Annotated in this window: 14 protein-coding genes; 1 reads left to right on the plus strand and 13 read right to left on the minus strand. The window is 71.1% G+C overall.

Annotated elements, in window-relative coordinates; translation table 11 throughout:
- Positions 1-6: 6 nt before the first annotated feature.
- Both aroB and CELGI_RS09055 read right to left on the minus strand, forming a co-directional pair.
- Positions 7-1,128 (minus strand): 3-dehydroquinate synthase, encoded by a 1,122-nt coding sequence (aroB, locus tag CELGI_RS09050; RefSeq protein ID WP_013883822.1) that lies wholly within the window; start codon positions 1,126-1,128, stop codon positions 7-9.
- Positions 1,125-1,703: a shikimate kinase gene (locus tag CELGI_RS09055; RefSeq protein ID WP_013883823.1), complete on the minus strand. Its 579-nt coding sequence runs from the start codon at positions 1,701-1,703 to the stop codon at positions 1,125-1,127. The genes aroB and CELGI_RS09055 overlap by 4 nt, the downstream gene beginning before the upstream one ends.
- 150 nt (positions 1,704-1,853) lie before the next feature.
- Here CELGI_RS09055 and CELGI_RS09060 point away from each other — a divergent pair, with 150 nt between their 5' ends.
- Complete coding sequence (locus CELGI_RS09060; protein ID WP_013883824.1) at positions 1,854-5,789, plus strand: fibronectin type III domain-containing protein; 3,936 nt, start codon at positions 1,854-1,856, stop codon at positions 5,787-5,789.
- Positions 5,790-5,863: 74 nt separating this feature from the next.
- On the opposite strand, the gene aroC is transcribed toward CELGI_RS09060, so the two are convergent.
- The 11 genes from aroC to CELGI_RS09115 form a co-directional block, all read right to left on the minus strand.
- A complete protein-coding gene (gene aroC / locus CELGI_RS09065; protein WP_013883825.1) occupies positions 5,864-7,051 on the minus strand; it encodes a chorismate synthase in 1,188 nt (395 codons plus the stop codon).
- Between the two features lie 88 nt (positions 7,052-7,139).
- Positions 7,140-7,922, minus strand: a complete 783-nt coding sequence (locus CELGI_RS09070) for a hypothetical protein (protein ID WP_013883826.1) — start codon at positions 7,920-7,922, stop codon at positions 7,140-7,142.
- Between the two features lie 2 nt (positions 7,923-7,924).
- Positions 7,925-8,701 (minus strand): PilN domain-containing protein, encoded by a 777-nt coding sequence (locus CELGI_RS09075; RefSeq protein ID WP_013883827.1) that lies wholly within the window; start codon positions 8,699-8,701, stop codon positions 7,925-7,927.
- On the minus strand, positions 8,698-9,762 hold the full coding sequence (gene pilM, locus CELGI_RS09080; RefSeq protein WP_013883828.1) for a type IV pilus assembly protein PilM: 1,065 nt from the start codon (positions 9,760-9,762) through the stop codon (positions 8,698-8,700). The genes CELGI_RS09075 and pilM overlap by 4 nt, the downstream gene beginning before the upstream one ends.
- Before the next feature lie 131 nt (positions 9,763-9,893).
- A complete protein-coding gene (locus CELGI_RS09085) occupies positions 9,894-10,679 on the minus strand; it encodes a prepilin peptidase (protein WP_013883829.1) in 786 nt (261 codons plus the stop codon).
- A 4-nt stretch (positions 10,680-10,683) separates the two neighbouring features.
- On the minus strand, positions 10,684-12,255 hold the full coding sequence (locus tag CELGI_RS09090; protein ID WP_013883830.1) for a hypothetical protein: 1,572 nt from the start codon (positions 12,253-12,255) through the stop codon (positions 10,684-10,686).
- A 20-nt stretch (positions 12,256-12,275) separates the two neighbouring features.
- Entirely contained in the window at positions 12,276-12,971 is a 696-nt protein-coding gene (locus CELGI_RS09095; RefSeq protein ID WP_013883831.1) for a PilW family protein, read from the minus strand.
- A complete protein-coding gene (locus CELGI_RS09100; protein ID WP_013883832.1) occupies positions 12,964-14,736 on the minus strand; it encodes a prepilin-type N-terminal cleavage/methylation domain-containing protein in 1,773 nt (590 codons plus the stop codon). Before CELGI_RS09100 ends, CELGI_RS09095 begins: the two co-directional genes overlap by 8 nt.
- Before the next feature lie 162 nt (positions 14,737-14,898).
- Positions 14,899-16,860: a hypothetical protein gene (locus CELGI_RS09105; protein ID WP_013883833.1), complete on the minus strand. Its 1,962-nt coding sequence runs from the start codon at positions 16,858-16,860 to the stop codon at positions 14,899-14,901.
- A complete protein-coding gene (locus tag CELGI_RS09110) occupies positions 16,857-17,606 on the minus strand; it encodes a PilW family protein (protein WP_013883834.1) in 750 nt (249 codons plus the stop codon). Before CELGI_RS09110 ends, CELGI_RS09105 begins: the two co-directional genes overlap by 4 nt.
- Positions 17,603-18,673 (minus strand): prepilin-type N-terminal cleavage/methylation domain-containing protein, encoded by a 1,071-nt coding sequence (locus CELGI_RS09115; RefSeq protein WP_150104705.1) that lies wholly within the window; start codon positions 18,671-18,673, stop codon positions 17,603-17,605. The genes CELGI_RS09110 and CELGI_RS09115 overlap by 4 nt, the downstream gene beginning before the upstream one ends.
- Positions 18,674-18,809 lie beyond the last annotated feature (136 nt).

Consider the following 18,809-nt stretch of genomic DNA (forward strand, 5'->3'; position numbering starts at 1 on the left):
ACCGGGTCACAGAGGGATGGCCGACGAGGTGGTCGCGCCCTCGGCGACCTCGGCGTAGGCGGCAGCCAGGAGCGCGGGGTCCGGGCCCTCGAGCCGCGACGGCCGGCCGATGTCCTCGAGCACGACGAACCGCAGCACGTCGCCGCGCGTCTTCTTGTCCCGGCGCATCGCGGTCAGCAGCCGCTCCCAGCGGTCGCCGCGGTACGTCGTCGGCAGGCCCAGGGACGTGAGGATCGAGCGGTGCCGGTCCACGACCTCGTCGGAGAGCGTGCCCGCCAGGCGGGCCAGCTCGGCGACGAACACCATGCCCACGGACACCGCGGCGCCGTGCCGCCACTGGTACCGCTCGACGTGCTCCACGGCGTGGCCGAACGTGTGCCCGTAGTTGAGGATCTCCCGCAGCCCGGCCTCGCGCAGGTCCTCCCCCACCACGCGTGCCTTGACGGCGATCGCGCGCTCGACCAGCTCGAGCAGCACGTCCGACGACGACGCCGCGACCGGGTCCTTGAGGAGGTCCACGTTCGCCTCGACCAGCTCGAGGATCCGCGGGTCGGCGATGAAGCCGGCCTTGACGATCTCGGCCAGCCCGGCGACGAAGTCGAACGGCGCCATGGACGCGAGCGAGGCCAGGTCGCACAGCACGCCCGCGGGCGGGTGGAACGCGCCGACGAGGTTCTTGCCCTCGGCCGTGTTGATGCCCGTCTTGCCGCCGACCGCGGCGTCGACCATCGCGAGCACCGTCGTCGGGACGTGCACCACCTGGATGCCGCGCAGCCACGTCGCCGCGACGAACCCGCCCAGGTCGGTGGTCGCGCCGCCGCCGACCGCGACGATCGCGTCCGAGCGCGTGAAGTCGGCCTGGCCGAGCACACCCCAGCAGAACGCCGCGACCTGCGCGGTCTTGGCCTCCTCCGCGTCGGGCACCTGCGCGCCGAACGTCTCGTAGCCCGCGGCGCGCAGGTCCTCGATGATCGTATCCGCCGTGGTCGCCAGGGCGGCGGGGTGCACGACGAGCACGCGCCGCACGTTGGTGCCCAGCACGCCGGGCAGCTCGCCCAGCAGGTGGTGGCCGATCACCACGTCGTAGGGCCGGTCGCCCCGGACCGTCACCGTGCGCCGCTCGCTCATGCGTCCCCCTCGTCCGTGCCGCCTGCGCGCGCGACGCGGATCGTCGCGAGCTCCGCCTCGATCGCCTCGGCCACGTCCGTCGGGCGCAGCCCGTCCGTGAGCACCCGCACCGTCGCCACCTGCTGGTACACGGGCCTGCGGGCCTCCATGAGCGCCTGCCAGCGCGCTCGGGGGTTGCCCAGCAGCAGCGGCCTGGCCTGGTTGAGCCCGACCCGCGGCACCGCGTGCGCGAGCGTCACGTCGAGGAACACCACCACGCCGCCGGCCTGCCGGTAGGCGGCGAGCACGTCCTGCGTGCCCGGGTCGAGGACCGCACCGCCGCCGAGCGCGAGCACGCCGTCGTGCTCGGCGACCGCGGCGGCGACCGCCTCGTGCTCGAGCGCCCGGAACGCGGGTTCGCCGTCGTCGACGAAGATGTCGCTGATCGCCTTGCCCGCCGTGGCCTCGACGTCCGCATCGGTGTCCCGCAGCGCCAGGTGCCACCGCTCCGCGAGGGCCGCCCCCACCGTCGACTTGCCCGATCCGGGCGGGCCGACGAGCACGATGCGGGGGCCTGGGCGGTCGGAGAACGGCACGTGCCGGAGCGTAGTCCAGCCCCGTAGGGCGCCCGGGACCTGTCCGGCAGACGGGTGAATCGTCCCGCTCCGCGCGCTTGCGGCTCACCTCGTCACCACGGGCTGCCGATGCCGTGACGAACCCTGTGACGAGTCATGCCTGGAGGCATCGTGATCTTGCGCCGAACGGCCGCCGGCCTGGTGGCCGTGGCACTCGCTCTGGTCGGGGGTGCCGCGACGATCGCGGTGCCCGCGACGGCGGCGACCACCGTCCTGCTCCCCGCACCCGGGGGCCTGGCGACGGCCACCGTGGACGGTGACGACCGCTTCACGTGGGACGGCGTCGACGGCGCGACGGGCTACACCATCGAGGTCGCCACCGACGACCAGTTCGCGACGTCCAACATCGTCGCGACGAGGGCGACCACGGCGCGCACCTGGATCCCGGAGCGGACGCTCGGCTCGGTCGAGGCGCGCGGGCTGTACTGGCGCGTCGCCGCCCACTCGTCGGGCACCACGGCGTCCTCCCGTGGTGAGTTCTCCGCGCCGGCGTTCTACGACGCGGCGGCTGCGGGGGTCCCGCAGCTGGTCTCCCCGAGCGCGGGCGAGGTGATCGACTACCCCGAGCCCGTCGCGTTCCGCTGGACGCCCGTCGTCGGCGCGATCTCCTACACCCTGACGTACTCGACGAGCCCGGAGTGGGCGGCGGGGGTCACCACGACGGTGACGAACCTGACGGGCACGGCCCACACGCCGACCGCACCGCTCGCCCGCACGTCGCCGGGCGTGCCCGTCCAGTGGTACTGGAGGGTCCAGGCGGTCTTCGCCAACCCGACCAGCACGACGACGACGTCGAACCCGGTCACCGGGCCCGCGCAGACCGAGGCCGGCACGTTCACGGTGCGCTGGACCGAGCAGGCGTCGGCCCCCACGCTCCTGGCGCCGATCGGCACCGCCGCCGTCCAGTCCGACCTCAAGTTCAGCTGGACGCCCGTCGCCGGAGCCGCCACCTACGGCATCGCGATCGGGCAGTCGGTCGACTCCGCCACCGGCATCGTCACCACGATCAAGGACAGCGGGACGACGACGAGCACGTCGTACGTCCCGCTGCAGCAGCTCGTCGACGGCAACTACTTCTGGCAGGTCACGGCGTACGACCCCGCGGGCAAGCCCGGGCAGCGCTCCACGGCGGTCGAGTTCCGCAAGGCCTGGGGTGCCCAGAGCGCCCCGACCGTGTCGGCGAGCGGTTTCGTCAAGACCTACCCGTTCCCGACGTTCGGCAGCACCGACATCAACAACGCGACCGTGGTGCCGCTCGACCAGGTGCGGCTCACCTGGCAGCCGGTCGCGCGCGCGACTCTCTACGAGGTCGTGGCGACCCCGATCACCGAGGCGACCGAACCCGGCGCTCCCGAGGACGACCGCGAGCCGCTGACGTGCCGCACGGCGTCGACCTCCGCGACGGTCATCGCCCGCGTCGAGGACGGGCGCAACAACGCCGCGGCCCTCGAGGGCGATCGGGACTGCCTGTGGAAGTCGTCGAGCGGCCAGCGGATGGACGCGCTCGGACTGTACGAGTGGAAGGTCCGCGCGATCGACTACAGCGGCAGTGCGACGACGACGATCCAGACGAGCACCCCGAGCGGTTCGCAGGAGTCGCAGTGGTCGGACGTCGACGACGGCGACCTCAGCCGCAAGCGGTACTTCCGTGTCGCCCCGACCACGGCCGCGAGCTCGTCGACCGCGATCGTCGACGAGGGCGCGTGGACGACCACGAGCACGACCGACATCGGGAAGCCTGCTCCGGTCATGACCTGGTCGCCCGTCGTGGGCGCCAACGCCTACCAGGTCGACATCTACGGCGACTCGGACTGCACGGTGCACGTCGGCACGCTGCACACGATGCAGACGAGCCTCGTGGTGAACGGCGTGTTCGACGACGAGACGTCGGGCGCCTACTGCTGGCGCGTGCGCGGGTACATCGCCGACGACGCGTTCAGCCAGAACGGTGTGACGGCGATCGTCGGCTCGGTGTTCAGCGAGAAGCACTTCTGGCAGAAGAGCAGCACGCCCGTCGACTTCGTCGGCGTGAACCCCGTGACGGTCACCGCCGACGGCTCCGTGGTGCTCGCATGGCGCCCGCAGTCGCTGTCGGCGCCGAACGACGGCGGCAGCCGCGGCTACTCCGTGATGATCTCGAACTCCTCGAACACGGTGTCCTCGAGCATCAAGGTCGAGTACCCGTGGTACGTCGCGAAGACCACCACCTTGCCCCAGGCGCCGCTCGCGCCCGGTGACTACTTCTTCAAGGTGGCCGCGCTCGACGCCCTGGGGAACCCCGGCAACTACACCCCGAGCGTCGCGTTCACGATCGCCGCCCCTCGGCCCACGGGGCTCACGGCTGCCGTCGACGGCACGTCGGCGACGCTGTCCTGGACCGGGACCACCGCGGCCGCCAAGTACGGCGTCAAGGTGCGTCCGGTCGGCGCAGCATGGCCCGCCACCCCGACGCAGGTCACGCAGACCGCCGCGACGGTCCGCGACCTCGACGACGGGTCGTACGAGTGGCTCGTGTTCTCCTACGACGCGAGCGGTTACCAGTCGCTCGAGGCGACGCCCGGGACCTTCACGATCGCGGCACCCGTCCCGGCACTGGCGACGACCAACGGCACGGTGCTGAGGAGCGACGAGCGCGTGCTCGACTGGCAGCCCGTCGCCGGCGCGTCGCGCTACCTCGTGCAGTACGCGACGTCGGCCGGTTCGCTCGACGCGGCAGCTGCCGCCGAGACGAGCGCGACGTCGTACGCGCTGCCGGCGACGCTGGCCTACGGGACGACCTACTTCTGGCAGGTGACCGCAGTACCCGAGAAGGCCAACACGTCCTCGACTCGGATCAAGCTCGGCAGGTCGACCGTCGGATCGTTCTCGGTCGTCAACCCTCCGGCGGGCATCGTGATCGCCAAGCTCACCGCCGTCGGGACCACAGCGACCGTCCAGTGGGCGACGCCCACGGGCGCCAACCGCGGCTCCGCGCAGGCGCCGGCGTACCGGCTCGCCTACCGCGCGTCCAACGGCACCGGCGCGACCACCGAGTGGACCGTCCTGGAGATCCCGGCCGGCGTGGAGTCGCACGCCGTCGCGGGCCTGGACGTGAGCACCACGTACGAGTTCCAGCTGCAGGCGTACAACGCGGAGGGCGCGAGCGCCTGGTCCGCCGTACGGACCGTCGCGACCCCTGGGGCACCGGCCACCGTCACCGGGATCGTCGTGAAGCCGACGGCGACGTCCCTGCAGGTGTCCTGGACCGCTCCCTCGAACACGGGTGGATCGCCCATCACCGGGTACGACGTCCGCTACCGCAAGGGCACGGCGGACTGGACCGAGATCACGTCCGCCCGGACGTCGACCAGCAGGTCGGTCACGATCAGCGGGCTGAGCGCGCGGGCCTCGTACACGATCAGCGTCGCCGCCATCAACGCGGTGGGCCAGGGCCCGTCTGCCGAGCACAGCACGGCGACGCTCGGTGTCCCCAGCGCGCCCCAGTCCGTCAAGGTCGTCCGTGGCGACCGCACCGGCAAGGTCACGTGGGTCGCACCCGCGAACAACGGCGGATCGGCCATCACGGGGTATCTGGTGCAGTACCGCACCCAGAGCACCACGGGCGTGTGGAGCGCGTGGACCGCACCGCGGTCCACCGCAGCGTCGACGCTCGCCCTGACGCTGTCCTCGCTCTCGAACGGCGTCAAGCACCAGGTGCGCGTCGCCGCGAAGACGAACCTCGGCACGGGTGCCTACTCGTCCGGCGTGATCTTCACCCCGGCGACCAAGCCATCGGCACCGACCGGCGTCAAGGCGGTCGCCACGACGGGCAAGATCACCGTGAGCTGGACCAAGGCGGCCACGAACGGATCCACGCTCAGCGGTTACCAGGTGAAGTACTCGACGAACGGGACGACCTGGTACGCGCTGCCCAAGACCGCGGCGACCGCCACCTCCCTCGTCTGGAAGGGCGGCAAGAAGGGCAAGGTCTACCAGTTCCGGGTCGCGGCGGTCAGCAACCTCGGCACCAGCTCGCCGAGCGCGGCCGTCAAGGTCACCGCGAAGTAGCACCGCGTACGACGAGAGGGCCCGTCCCCCGGGGGTGGGCCCTCTCGTCGTACGGGACGCTCCGAGCTCCTCCGTCAGCGGAGCAGCTCGGGAACCGCAGCGAGGTACGCCTCGAGGTTCCGTCGGACCTCGGCCACGCTGTCACCGCCGGTCTTCTCGAGGAGCGTGTCAGCCAGCACGAGCGCGACCATCGCCTCGGCGACGACGGCGGCGGGCGGGACGGCGCACACGTCCGAACGCTGGTGCTGGGCCTTCGTCGCCTCCCCCGTGCGCGTGTCGATCGTGGCCAGCGCCCGGGGCACGGTGGAGATCGGCTTCATCGCCGCGCGCACCCGCAGCACCTCGCCGTTGGTCATGCCGCCCTCGAGGCCTCCCGCGCGGTTCGAGCGACGCAGCACGCGCCCGTCCACACGCTCGATCTCGTCGTGGGCCTGCGACCCGCGGCGCGTCGCGGTGAGGAACCCATCGCCCACCTCGACCCCCTTGATGGCCTGGATGCCCATGAGCGCCGCCGCCAGCCGCGCGTCCAGGCGCCGGTCCGCGTGCACGTAGGACCCGAGCCCCGACGGCACGCCGTACGCGAGCACCTCGACCACGCCGCCGAGCGTGTCCCCGTCGCGGTGGCACTCGTCGATCTCGGCGACCATCGCCGCGGACGTGGCGGCATCGAAACAGCGCACCGGGTCGGCGTCGAGCGCCGCGACGTCCTGCGGCCCCGGCAGCGCCGAACCGTACGGCACGGCCACGGGGCCGATGCCGACCACGTGCGAGACCAGGCGCACACCTGCGGCCTGCTCGAGGAACCGCGCCGCGACCGTGCCGAGCGCGACGCGCGCCGCCGTCTCCCGCGCGGACGCGCGCTCGAGCACGGGACGCGCGTCGTCGAAGCCGTACTTGCGCATGCCCACCAGATCGGCGTGGCCGGGCCGGGGTCGCGTCAGCGGCGCGTTCCGGGCGCGCTCGAGCACGCTCGGGTCGGCGACCGGGTCGGCCGACATCACGTCGACCCACTTCGGCCACTCGGTGTTGCCGATCTCGATCGTGAGCGGTCCGCCCTGCGTCAGCCCGTGGCGCAGACCGGCCAGCACGCGGACCTCGTCCTGCTCGAACTTCATACGCGCGCCCCGGCCGTACCCCAGCCTGCGCCGTGCGAGCGCGTCCCTGATGTCCTGGCTCTGCACCTCGACCCCGGCAGGCAGCCCTTCCAGGACGCCGACAAGCGCCGGACCGTGCGACTCACCCGAGGTCAACCACCGCAGCATGTGCGTGATCCTCCCATGCGCCGGTGGGCGCCCACGGTGTGAGTCCACACCGCGGGCGCCCACCGTCAGGACGCTGGTACTGCTGCCGTCACTCGCCCGTCACGGGCAGGAGCGGGTTCTTGCCGTCGTTCCTCGGGAGGTCCGTCGGCTCGTCGACGGGCTCCTCACCCGTGAGGTCGATCGCGTTGGGCAGCACGTAGATGTAGCCCGTGATGATGAGCTCCTGGTCACCCGCCTCGGTGGCGGGCTTGCCCTGGCTGCCCTCGGACTTCTTCTGCGACGTCCCTGTGAGGGCCGAGACCAGGAAGACCCGGGGGTTCTTCTGGTGCACGTCGTCGAGGAACTTCATGGTGTCCACGTAGGTCCCGAGCACCGTCACCGAGACGGGGATCGCCGTCAGGCCCTTGGGAATCTCGGGGCCCTTGGGCTTCTCCGGCTTCTCGGCCGAGTCGGACTCGTCGGCGGCCTCGGTCGGCTCCGCCGTGGGTGTCGATCCCGGCGCCGGCTCGGGATCCGGGATGACGAACTCCTCCGGCGTTCCGGCCGTCATCGCCGTGATCGTCACCGAGCGGCGCTCGGCGATCGCGTCGAGCCCGTCGAGGTACGTCTCGAGCTGCGCCGCCGCCGGGATCTGCTCCTGCGCCTCGGCGAGCTCGGCCTTGTAGTCGCCGAGCTTGTCGAAGTCGGCGCGCAGCTTCGTGAGCTTGAGCTGCAGGACGTCGTTGAACACCCGTGCCTGCTCGGCGTCCGCACGGGTCTCCGACGCCTTCGCGAGGTTCGGCGACACCATGAGGAACCAGGTCGCCGCGAGGAGCAGCGCCGCGGCGAAGGCCGTCCCACCGATCCATGCCTGCTTCTTGCTGCCACGCATGATCAGTCCTCCGTGCTCTCGTCGTCGCTCGCGGACGTGTCCGCGGGCGCGTCGGACTTCGTGCCGTCGAAGCGATGCGTCAGCTTCGTGTCCGAGACCTGCACGGTCGAGGAGAAGGTGTAGTACTCCTCGCCGTCACCCGCGCCGTCACCCGAGTCCTCGCTCGTCACGGCAGCCGAGGCCAACCAGGCGTCCTGGAAGCCCGGGATGGAGTTGAGCGCCTTGAGCCATGCCGCGGTCTCGGGGACCGTGACAGAACGTCCGGTGAACGCGATCTGGCCCAGGCTCGGCGCCTGGAGCGGGTCACCCGGCAGCGGAGCACCGGACATCGGCGTCGCGTAGGTCACCGTGAAGGTGTCGATGCTGGCGCCCTCGGGGAGCACAGCCGCGATCGCGTCGATGTAGTCCGACCAGATCACGTCGGTCGCCATCGCGAGCGGCAGCGCGGCCCGGTTGGCGTCGAGCGCCGACAGGACCAGCGGCACCTCGGCGTACTTCGGGTCGGCGAGCTGCTCCATGAGCGCGTCCTTGTCGGCGTTCGCCCCGTCGAGGTCGGACTGCGCGGAGGACGCCTCGAACAGCGAGAAGACCCACGCGAGCACGCACAGGGCGACCGCACCCACCAGCACGAACAGGAGCATCCGCTTGGTGCGCCGCAGCCCTCGCGCCGCACGGACCTCGGGCGGGAGCAGGTTGACCTGCGGCAGCGTCGTGCCGACGATCGAGGCACCACCCTTCGCCTTGGACTTGGTGCCTGGACGTTCCAGCAGCGCGGTCATGCGGCCACTCCGTACGCGAGTCCGACGGGGAGAGCCACGCACGACTCACGCCCGGTGATCTGGTCCCGTCGCGCCTGCTTGCCGCTGCGCAGCCCGGCGAGCGGGTCGCCGAGCGTGACGGGCAGGCGGCTGGCGCTCGACAGGTACTGCCCGAGGCCGGGCAGGTGCGAGCCGCCGCCGGTCAGGACGACGACGTCGATGCCGGCGCCGGGGTTGTTGCCGGCGTAGTACACGAACGTGTTACGCACGGACTCGACCAGGCCACGCGTCACGTGAGCCACCGCCTCCGCGGCGTCCTGGCGGTCGGGCGAGACCGCGTAGCCGATCCCGATCTCGCGCTTGAGCACCTCGGCCTCGGGGGCCGAGATGCTGCGCGCGGTCGCGAGCGCGTTGGTCACGTGCTGACCGCCGGACGGGAGCGACCGGACGAGCCGCGGCACGCCGTGTGCCGCGATGACCACGGTCGTGATGGTCGCGCCGATGTCGACGAACGCGGCGGTCGCGTTGGCGAGGTCGCCGCGGGCGAGCGCACGCAGCAGCGCGAAGGCGTTGAGGTCCACCATCTGGGGGTGCAGCCCCGCGGCCTCGGCCGCCAGCACGTTGGCGGTGACGGTGTCACGCTGCGCCGCGACCAGCAGGCCACGCGCCAGCCGGCCCTGCGGGCCGTCGATCTCAGCGGTCGGGTAGAAGTCGAGCAGCGCGTCGTCCGTGGCCATGGGGAGCATCTCGCTCACCTGGTACGGGAGCGACTCCTTGATCTGCGACAGCGGCATCCAGGGCACCTCGAGCTCACGCACCAGCACCCGCTGGTTGCCGACGCCGAGGATCACGTCCTTGGACTCGAACTTCGCCTGCGACCAGAGCTGGCGCAGGGCCGTCGCCACGGACTCGGGCTGGATGACCTCGCCGTCACGCACGGCGCCGAGCGGGACCGGCACCTCGCCGTAGCGCACCAGGGTCGGGGGGTTCTTGCCCTTCGGCCCCCCGGCGCCGAACTCGAGCTCGGCCGCGCGGACGGCGGACGTCCCGATGTCGAGGCCGATGACACGTGTGTTGGCCACGAGTGTCCCTTCATGCGGTGTCGTCGTGCGGATTCCCCTGTCGTATCGGGCGTGAACAGTCCCGACTTGAGCGGAATCGCCGATCGCTTCGCACCGCAGGGTGCCGGCCCGCGTCGGGGCCGGGACGCAGGTCAGAGCCCGCCGAGGTACCACTCCCACACGGCCTGCCCGCACACGACGCCGAACACGGCGCCGAGCAGCATCCACGGTCCGAACGGGATGCGGGACTTGCGTCCGGCGCGCTGCGCGATCACCAGGGCGATCGAGAAGACGCCCCCGAACAGGTACGCGCCGAACCACCCGAGCACGAGCGCGCCCCAGCCGAACCACCCCAGGTACAGGCCCAGCACGCCCGACAGCTTGACGTCGCCGAACCCCGTCCCCGCGGGGTAGACGAGCAGCACGACGAAGTACACCGCGAACATCACGGCTCCGCCGATCAGCGCCCGGACGAGCGCCGTCCAGTCGGCCGTGCCGCCCGGGTTCCAGCTCGCCAGCGCGAGCAGCGCCACGGCCACGGGGTAGGAGGGCAGCACGATCGCGTCCGGGAGCCGGTGGACGTCCAGGTCGATCAGGGTCAGCGCGACGCCGATCGCCACGAGGAACAGCAACGCGGGCAGCACCCACGACACGCCGGTCCACCACGCCGTGAGGCCGAAGAGCAGCGCGGTCGAGGCCTCGACGAGCGGGTACCGCGCCGCGATCGGCTCACCGCAGTCGCGGCACCGGCCGCGCAGCACCAGCCACGAGACGACGGGCACGTTGTCGCGTCCCCGGATGGCATGCCCGCAGCGCGGGCATGCCGACGGCGGGTGCACGACCGACTCTCCGCGGGGCACCCGCCAGACGACGACGTTGAGGAAGGAGCCGATCGCGAGGCCGACGACGGCGGCCAGGGCGACGAGTGCAGCGGTCATGCGCTCAGGGCGTTCCGATCTCGCGCTTGTAGACGACGTCCACGCGATAGCCCGCGTTGCCGACCGGGTCGGTCGACGGGAGGTCCACGCCGGGGATGCCGATCGGGACGTAGTTGATCGTCACGGGGTTGCGAAGGTTGACGGTCCCACCGTAGAGCTGTCCGTGGATCTGGGTGTCGTTGTTCGTGTCGATCGTGCACGGCGTGTACATGAAGACCGTGATCGGGGCGACGGCGAGGCTGCCCGAGTCACCCTTGATGTCGCCGATGCCGCCCGAGCACTCCGCCACGCCGTTCGGGTTCTTGTCCGGCACGATGATCCAGAAGTTGTGCTTGGCGCCGTCCGCCGAGGTCACGCGGAAGTTGCCGGTCGAGTAGAACGAGTTGGCGAAGATCACCAGGTCCGAGCGCAGCTGGATGTTCAGACCGTTCTCGAACTGGGTCGTCGCGCAGTTGCGTGTGTCGAACACCGTCGGCACGGACGGTCCGACGAGCGGGCCGTTGAGGTCGTAGCTCGCGCCGGCGACCCGGCACTGCGTGCCCGCGGTGTCGCGCGACGACGCCCACGAGGGCGCACCGTTCGTCGCGGCGTTCGCCCGCACCCAGGTGCGGTAGGCCGCCTGCCGGTCCCCCGAGTTGGCGAAGCCCACCCAGTCGGACGGCCGGTACACGACCTCGGGCAGACCCTTGGGGATGTACTGCGGGATCTGCGAGGAACCGACGCCCGTGCGGATCGAGCCGCCGACCTGGATCGGGCCCCACTGCGTGAGGGTCCCGGTCAGCATGATGTCCTTGCCGATCTTCACACCCGAGTTCATGCGCGCGTTCGCGGTGGCGTACAGCGAACCGCCGACGCTCTGCAGGCCCCCCGTGTGCGCCTGCGAGATCTCGACGTCCTTCTTGCTCCACAGGTTGCCCGTGATGCGGCACGCGTTGGAGATCCGGACCCCGCCGTTCGCCACGATCATGTTGCCCTTGACGGTGACGTTCGAGTTGCAGTCGACATTCCCCGAGTCCACCCACACGTCGACCGCGGTGTCGGGCAGGGCGGTCGTGACCGTGAACGAGTTGGTGGTCATGATGCTGTTCGCCGCGAAGATCGCCGCTCCACGGCCGGTGATCACCTTCGGCGTCAGCGCGACCTTGGACTGCATGGTGCGCGTCGAGCCCGGGTCCTCCTGTGCGGTGGCGGTGACCACCGCGGTCGCGGCGGTCCCGCCCGTGACCGTGCCCGCGGCGCACGTCAGCGCCTTGCCGGTCGAGTCGAAGTACGCCACCGTCGCGTAGCCGGTGACGTCCGACGGCGCCGTGCCGCCGTCCAGGACACCCGTCGCGGGCCAGCGGCACGGCGTGGACGTCTCGAGCTCGGAGTACACCGCGTCGACGATGCCCTCCGCGGTGTGCACCTCGGTGGTGCGTGCCCGGTCGTCGCCCGAGGCGCGCGTGGCGACGATGACGTTCGCGACCACGACGACCGCGAGCATCGCGCCGATGAGCGCGACCGCGACGGCTGCGACGAGGACGCTGCCGCGGTCGTCGTGGGCCTCGGCGAGACGGCGTCGGATGGCATCGCGCATGGTTGTCGTCCTCCGGGGCGTCACGGTGCGGGGACCGGGCTGCAGGTGTCGGCCGGGTAGCCGAAGATCGTGTTGCGTCCCGTGAGCGTCGACGTGACGACCGCGGGCCGGGACTGCTCGCTCTGGTCCTCGTCCTTGACGCGCAGGGTCACGCGGATGGTCTGGGCGTTGGACGCGTTCTCCGCGTCCGACGACTCGACGAAGAAGGGCGGCCACGTGGTCGGGTCGTCCTCGTCGACCACGTCGCTCGCGGGCCGCACGATGTCGCGCGCCACGGTGCGCCACGACTCGACGCCGCCCGTGGACTGCCACGACGGCTTCCACGACCGGTACTCGAGCCGACCGAAGGGCGACGCCGCCTCGTAGACCACGCGCCACTGCACGCACTGGAACACACCGTCGGTCTGGGTGTAGACGCGCAGCGAGTAGTACGTGTCGGCGCCGGACATCGTGACGGTCTCTGCGGCCGGGTCGGAGATCACGTTGCCGGAGCGGACCTGGCGGTCGATCTGCATGAGCCCGATGCGGACCTGCTCGGTGGCCTCCGTCCGCGCCAGGTTGTCCTTGGTCTGCCGCGACATCGTGATCATGATCCCGAACACGATGATCAGCAGACCCATGAAGATCGACATCACGACCAGGAGCTCCACCAGGGTGAAGCCGGACTGGTCGTCGCTCGCGCGCCGCTCCCGGAACCTGCGCATCAGCTCACGCACCGGGCGCCGCCTTGAAGCCGGCCGACGCGCGGGCCGCACCCAGGCTCGTCGTGACGACGAACGCGGAGACGCCGGACGCCGTCTCGATCCGGTAGTGCACCGCGAGGGAGACGGCCCCCGTCTCAGCCGAGATGGAGCACCCCTCGCCCGTGCACCCGGCGGGGTCCGCCGCGGTCGCGAGCGACGACGAGGGCGTGACCGACACCGTGCCGGTGGCGGTGATCGTGCGACCGCCCCCGGTCCAGGTGACGCTGCCCGTGGAGACCGTCGTGTTCGTCGTGCCGCTCAGCGACAGCGTCGTGTAGGACGAGCCGTTCCAGTACCGGACCGTGCCCGACCGGGACGTCACCGCCGGGTTGGTGCGCTGGGACAGCCCTCGCTCGACGCGGGTCGCGTCGGTGTACGACGTCACCTGCACGAGCCCGGAGCTCGCCGCGCCGCCGGACCACGGACCCGACCCGACCTGGACGGTGCCGAGCGAGCGCGTCACCCCCGCCGCCGCGCAGCCGGGGCCGGTCAGCGTGGTGCAGCCGATCGCGGCGGCACCGGGGGCCGAGCTGAACCTGCCGCCGAACGACGAGCTGGTCGACGGCGAGATGCTGCTGAGCACGAACGTGCTGGTCCCCACCGTCAGCGACGCCGACGTCGGCGCCGCGGCGACCAGGGCCGACGACGCACAGGGCTGACCGGCCGCGATGCCCGTGGCGCACGCACGCACGGTGGTCGCGTCCACGGTCGCCCGACCGTTGGACCCGGGAGTGAGCGACATCGTCATCGCGCCGGATCCGAGCGCGAGAGAGCCCGCGGTCCCGAACGAGGTGACGGCGGCGGGGTCGACCGGTGCGGCGCCCGCCGAGCCGACGTCGTTCGACGCCTGGGTGTCGCTCTTCTGGCCGCCGGTGGTCACGCTGGGCGCGGGGTCCCCACCCGTGGTGAGCGCGCCGCCCGCGTGCAGCGCGGAGGACTCGACCGAGGTCGACTGCTGCGCGGACAGACCCACACCCGCGGTCCCCGCGCGGAGCGAGGCGACGGTCGTGGCGCTGCCCGGCAGGATCGGTGTGCTCGCATCGACGGCCGGGTCGGACGCGTGACCGCCGAACGCCGCGGTCACGGTGATCTCCGCTCCCGAGGCGCCCGCGTTCGCCGCGAACAGCGCCTGGCACGCCCCCAGGTAGGGCTGGTTGGCCGCATCACCGCAGCCACCGTCGGGCGCGTACGCGCGTGACCGCACCACGACGTGTCGCTCGTCGGCCCGATGACTGGGTCGCCACGTCGTGATCACGGTCAGCGTCAGGACGTCCGTGCCCGTGGCCGAACGCGTGACATAGGCGCGCGAGGTGAACACCACGCCGGGCGCCTCGGGGTTCCTGGTGCGCGTGAGGTTGCTCCCACCGCCCCCGGACAGCGGAGCCTTGGTGGTCTCCTGGTCCGTGCTCTGGACCAGCGGCTCGTCGATGCTCGCGTCGGCAACCGGTCGCAGGCGCGAGCCCGCGACGTTCGGGTCACCGCCGGCGGCGGTCGCGAAGCCGGAGCGCAACCCCTTGTTCAGGGTGTTCCACGGCAGGGCGCGCAGCTGCTCCATCACCTGGTTGGTGACCGCTGTCCCGAGCGTGCGCTGGCGGGTCTGCTGCGTGGACACCAGGGCCGAGGTCTGGATCGCCGCCAGCCCGAGCAGCACGCCGCCGATGATCATCATGGCGACGATCAGCTCCATCAGCGTGAAGCCGGAGTCCTCCCGGACGCCCTGGCTCTCGTCGTGCCGCACGGGACCTCCCGATCGGTGAAAGCGCTCCCACGGCACCGCGCCTGTGAGTTCCGACCTTGCATCGGCGCGGGACGCGTCCAGGTTGAGCGCCCTGTGACCAGCACTTTTGCCCGTCTCGGCGGGTGAGACGGGCAAAAGCGGCGGTACTCCAGGAAACGGGCGTCAGGACCGGATCGCCGTCGGGGTGTTCACCTCTCCGGAGTAACGGAGCGTGTACTTCGCGTTCGCCCACTTGGGGAAGTAGGGCGGCGTCGCGAACTGCAGCCGGTTGTCGTACTGGTACAGCTTGGTATAGCCGTTCTGGGTCCCACTCACCGTCTGTCCGACGATGCCGCGCCAGCGCTGGGCGATCGACCCGCGCACCATGAGCGTGCCCTTGTCGCCACCCACGTTGTACTTCTGCACGTAGAACGAGTGCTGCAGGGTCTGGATCGCGCCGGCGATCTGGATGCCCGATGCAGGGACGTTGGCGCTGAGCGACGGCTCGCGGTACCGCCGCGGCCAGCCCGAGACCTCGCCCACGCTCTCCAGCGTGCCGAGCCACTCGAACTGCGTCGTGCTGCGTGTCCGGCACGTGCCGTCGCTGTTGTACCGCGTGCACTTGCCCTGCGCCTTCATGGTGCCCTGGCGCGGGTGGAACACCTCGACCGAGTTGGTGGCGACCAGACCCAGCAGGTCGGTGCCCGTCACCGTGCCACCCGCCAGGACCAGGTCCCCGGTCGTGACGATCGACTGCGCGGCAGCGAGCGTCACCCGGCCGTTGACCACGCCCTCCGCGTAGAGGTTGCCCTCGCCGCAGTACTTCGTGGTCTCGAGCATGTTCTCGTCGGCGGTGTACGTCGACGACGCCGACGTCGGGCCCCCGGCGTGCGTCGCGCTGAACGTGCCGACCGGCAGCGTCTGGCCCGTCGGGCCACCCAGCTCGCCCCCATAGCACTGCCGTGTGGCCGAACCGGACCGGTCCACGTAGATGACCATGTCCGACGGCACTGCGACGGTCGCGCCTGCCGTCGAGTTGAGGTCGGCCAGGCTCCCGCAGGACGGCGCGGCCCCGCCCGGGATCGCCTGCGAGGTCGGAGCCTTGTTCCCGTTCACGGAGATCTTGTTCCAGACCGTCATCGTCCCGTTCGCGCGGAACAGGATGCGCGTCGAGCCGTAGTAGTGGCACCCCGGGGTGTCCGCGAAGGCCGCCGAGTTGTCCGGCAGGTAGAGCGGGTCGTGGTACTTCGGCTGGATGCCGCTGAAGTCGGCGACGCTGCCCGAGCGGAGGCACTTCGACTCCCACGTGCTGGACGACGCCGTGGCGCCCTGGCACTTGGGATCCGCGGTCCACACCTGCTTGAGGAACTTCGGCTTCTTCCCGGCGTACGACGTACCCAGGATCGTGTCGTTGGTGAACACCTCGCCGTCGAGCTCGTCACCGCCGATGAACGTGATCTCCGTACAGCCCTTGCCGGACCGCGACGGCACCGAGTGCCAGTACGACGCGGTGGGGCTGCCGTTCGCCCCGCACGCCACGATGCTCGTGCCGCCCGGACCGTAGGCCTGCTGGTTGTCCGGGTCGGCCGACTCGAAGTCCGTGTAGTACACGTAGTCCGTCGAGCCACCCTTGCCGACCGTGGTGTCGATCGTGCGGTACGTGCCGTTGACACGACCGGTCACGAAGATCTGGTACGTGCCCTGCGCGCGCTGGGACGAGTCGATCGCGTAGTGGAAGTGCGGCGCATCGGCGTTGGTCTGTCCGGGCTCCACCGGGAGCCAGCCCGCGGAGGTCGAGGGGTTCCAGCCGCACGCGTTGCTTCCCGACGCCATCGGCCCGCGCCAGGCCAGGTTCGTGCAGTCCGGGGTGTACCCGTACGCGTCGTTGCGGTTGATCCGGCTGATGAAGTCCTCGACGCCCGACTGCGCCGCTGCCATGGCCGCCGCGTAGTCCTGGTCGTGCCGCGCGAATCGCTGGCTGCTGACCGTGTAGGCGAGGCCCGTCATCGCGAGCATGCCGAGGATCATCATCGTGCCCACCACGACGACGAGGATCGAGCCGTCCTCGTCCGGGCGGCGTCGCAGGCCCCGAGCGCGTCGGCGGAAGGCCGCAGGCGACGGGTTGCGGTGACGTGCGGGGGTCATTCGTCCTCCCCAGGGCGAAGCACTGCCTGCGAGTTCGGCAGGAGGATGCGCTGGATGTACGTGGTGGGTCCGGTCGAGTTCTGGTCGTCGGAGCGCACCCTCAAGGTGAACTCGATCGAGAGCACCTGGTCGATCTGGGCGGACGTGAGCGCCCCGCCCGTCCCGGGGGTCATCGCGGCGCCGGCGTTGTCGAAGTACGTGAACAGCGGGACGGGGCCGTCGGTGCGGACGCCCTCGGCCAGGACCTTCGACGTCATGCGCGACCGGCACGCCGCGGAGGCGCCGGCCGACGTCGCGTCGCAGTAGCTGTAGCCGTTGCTGCCCGGGGTCGAGGAGTCGGGACGCTGCACGCGCTCGACGAGTCGACCGACCCCCGTGCCCGTGGCCTCGAACGCGTAGGTCACCTGCCGGGGACCGACCGTGTTCCCCGCGTTGTCGAGGTTCGCGTAGAACTTCATCGAGGTCGTCGACGCGCTGACGAACGCATCGATGTCCGAGCACACGGAGGTCGCGCAGCTGATCAGCTGGCTCGGCTTGACCGCGGTGCGGATCACCTTCGTGAGCCGCTCGGACGCGGTCCGCGTCGCGTCGATCTGGTCCTGCCGCGCGACGCTCTGCGCGTTGACCCGGTGGTAGCCGATCGCCATCGTCGTGACGGCCGCCATCAGGACCGTGAAGATCGTCATGCCGATGAGCAGCTCGGCGAGCGTGGTGCCGCTGTCGTCGCGGCGCAGACGGTTCGTCACGGCGTCGGCACCTCCACCTCGATCGTGGGCACACCGGGCCCGCCGGGCGCAACGGTGTCGTACCCGCCAGGGGGAGGGAGCGTCCCGAAGTACGCGCCGTACTGCGTGGGCCACAGCCCGGTGAGCGTCACCACGGCGCCGTCGGCGACGAGCATCCGTCCACCCGACGCACCCGCGTACTCCGACGCCACCACCGTGTAGGGCTGACCGTCCATCACCGAGTCCGCGACCAGGTCACCCGCGGTGTCGACGAAGTGGATCCGCAGCGACATCGCCCTGTCGTACGCGAAGGACGCGTTGTTGTTCAGCTTGCCGCGCTCGACCAGGCCGACGACCTTCTCCGGCTCGGGATCGCCCGTGATGTCGACGAGCCCGGCGTCGGACATCCGCGCGCTGTACATGGTCCCGGACGCACCGGGGTTGACCTGCACCACCGCGCAGCCCGACGAGTCCGTCAGGCCCGAACGCGACTCGGTGGCCGAGAACACGACCACACGCCGGCCCGGGTTCGGCTGACCGAGAGCATCGGTCACCTTCACCGCGACGTAGCCGGTCGTGCCCGCGACCTTGTCGTCCTTCTTGGGCGCGAGCGCCGCGACCGTGGTCACGGGGGCGACCGCACCCATGTCCTTCCACGTCACCTCGACCTGCACCCGCAGCGTCGGGTACTTCACCATCGCGCCGCCCTCGCACGCGGAGACGCCGTTGCCGGTGATGTTCCAGGCGCTCGTGCGCCGCACCGTGTAGGCGGTGCCGTCCACACGCAGGGGCTGGCCTGCCGTCTGACCGGTCAGCTGATGGGGGTTCACGACCACGCCCTGGTCGGCGACCGCGATCGGCGCGCCCGAGTTGCGTGTGAACTCCTCGCGGACGATGTCGAGCTCACGCGCCGCGAGGTTCGCGGCGGCGATGCGCGAGCGGTTGCTCTCGCTCATCGACTGCGTCTGCAGGACCAGACCGATGATCGCCATCGACAGGACGCCGAGCACCAGCATCGCCACCGTGAGCTCGACCATCGAGAAGCCCTCGTCGGCGTGCGCGCGGCGTCGCGACGCGCCTTCGATCATGTCCTGCGCCTTTCTTCGAAGCGGCCGTCTGACCGCCTGCGCCATATCCAACCTCATGTGGGAATGGTGTGGGAACAGGCAGGAAGGGTGACGTGCCGGTGATTTTCACGACGAACGCGGCGGATCCCCAGAATTA

Origin of the sequence: Cellulomonas gilvus ATCC 13127, assembly GCF_000218545.1 — a bacterium.
GTDB lineage: Bacteria > Actinomycetota > Actinomycetes > Actinomycetales > Cellulomonadaceae > Cellulomonas > Cellulomonas gilvus.

Excerpts from the sequence above, each read along its gene's own strand:
- aroB (WP_013883822.1), bottom strand. The coding sequence starts at position 1,128 with ATGAGCGAGCGGCGCACGGTGACGGTCCGGGGCGACCGGCCCTACGAC.
- aroC (WP_013883825.1), bottom strand. The coding sequence starts at position 7,051 with ATGCTGCGGTGGTTGACCTCGGGTGAGTCGCACGGTCCGGCGCTTGTC.
- CELGI_RS09070 (WP_013883826.1), bottom strand. The coding sequence starts at position 7,922 with ATGCGTGGCAGCAAGAAGCAGGCATGGATCGGTGGGACGGCCTTCGCC.
- CELGI_RS09075 (WP_013883827.1), bottom strand. The coding sequence starts at position 8,701 with ATGACCGCGCTGCTGGAACGTCCAGGCACCAAGTCCAAGGCGAAGGGT.
- CELGI_RS09085 (WP_013883829.1), bottom strand. The coding sequence starts at position 10,679 with ATGACCGCTGCACTCGTCGCCCTGGCCGCCGTCGTCGGCCTCGCGATC.
- CELGI_RS09090 (WP_013883830.1), bottom strand. The coding sequence starts at position 12,255 with ATGCGCGATGCCATCCGACGCCGTCTCGCCGAGGCCCACGACGACCGC.
- CELGI_RS09105 (WP_013883833.1), bottom strand. The coding sequence starts at position 16,860 with ATGACCCCCGCACGTCACCGCAACCCGTCGCCTGCGGCCTTCCGCCGA.
- CELGI_RS09115 (WP_150104705.1), bottom strand. The coding sequence starts at position 18,673 with ATGATCGAAGGCGCGTCGCGACGCCGCGCGCACGCCGACGAGGGCTTC.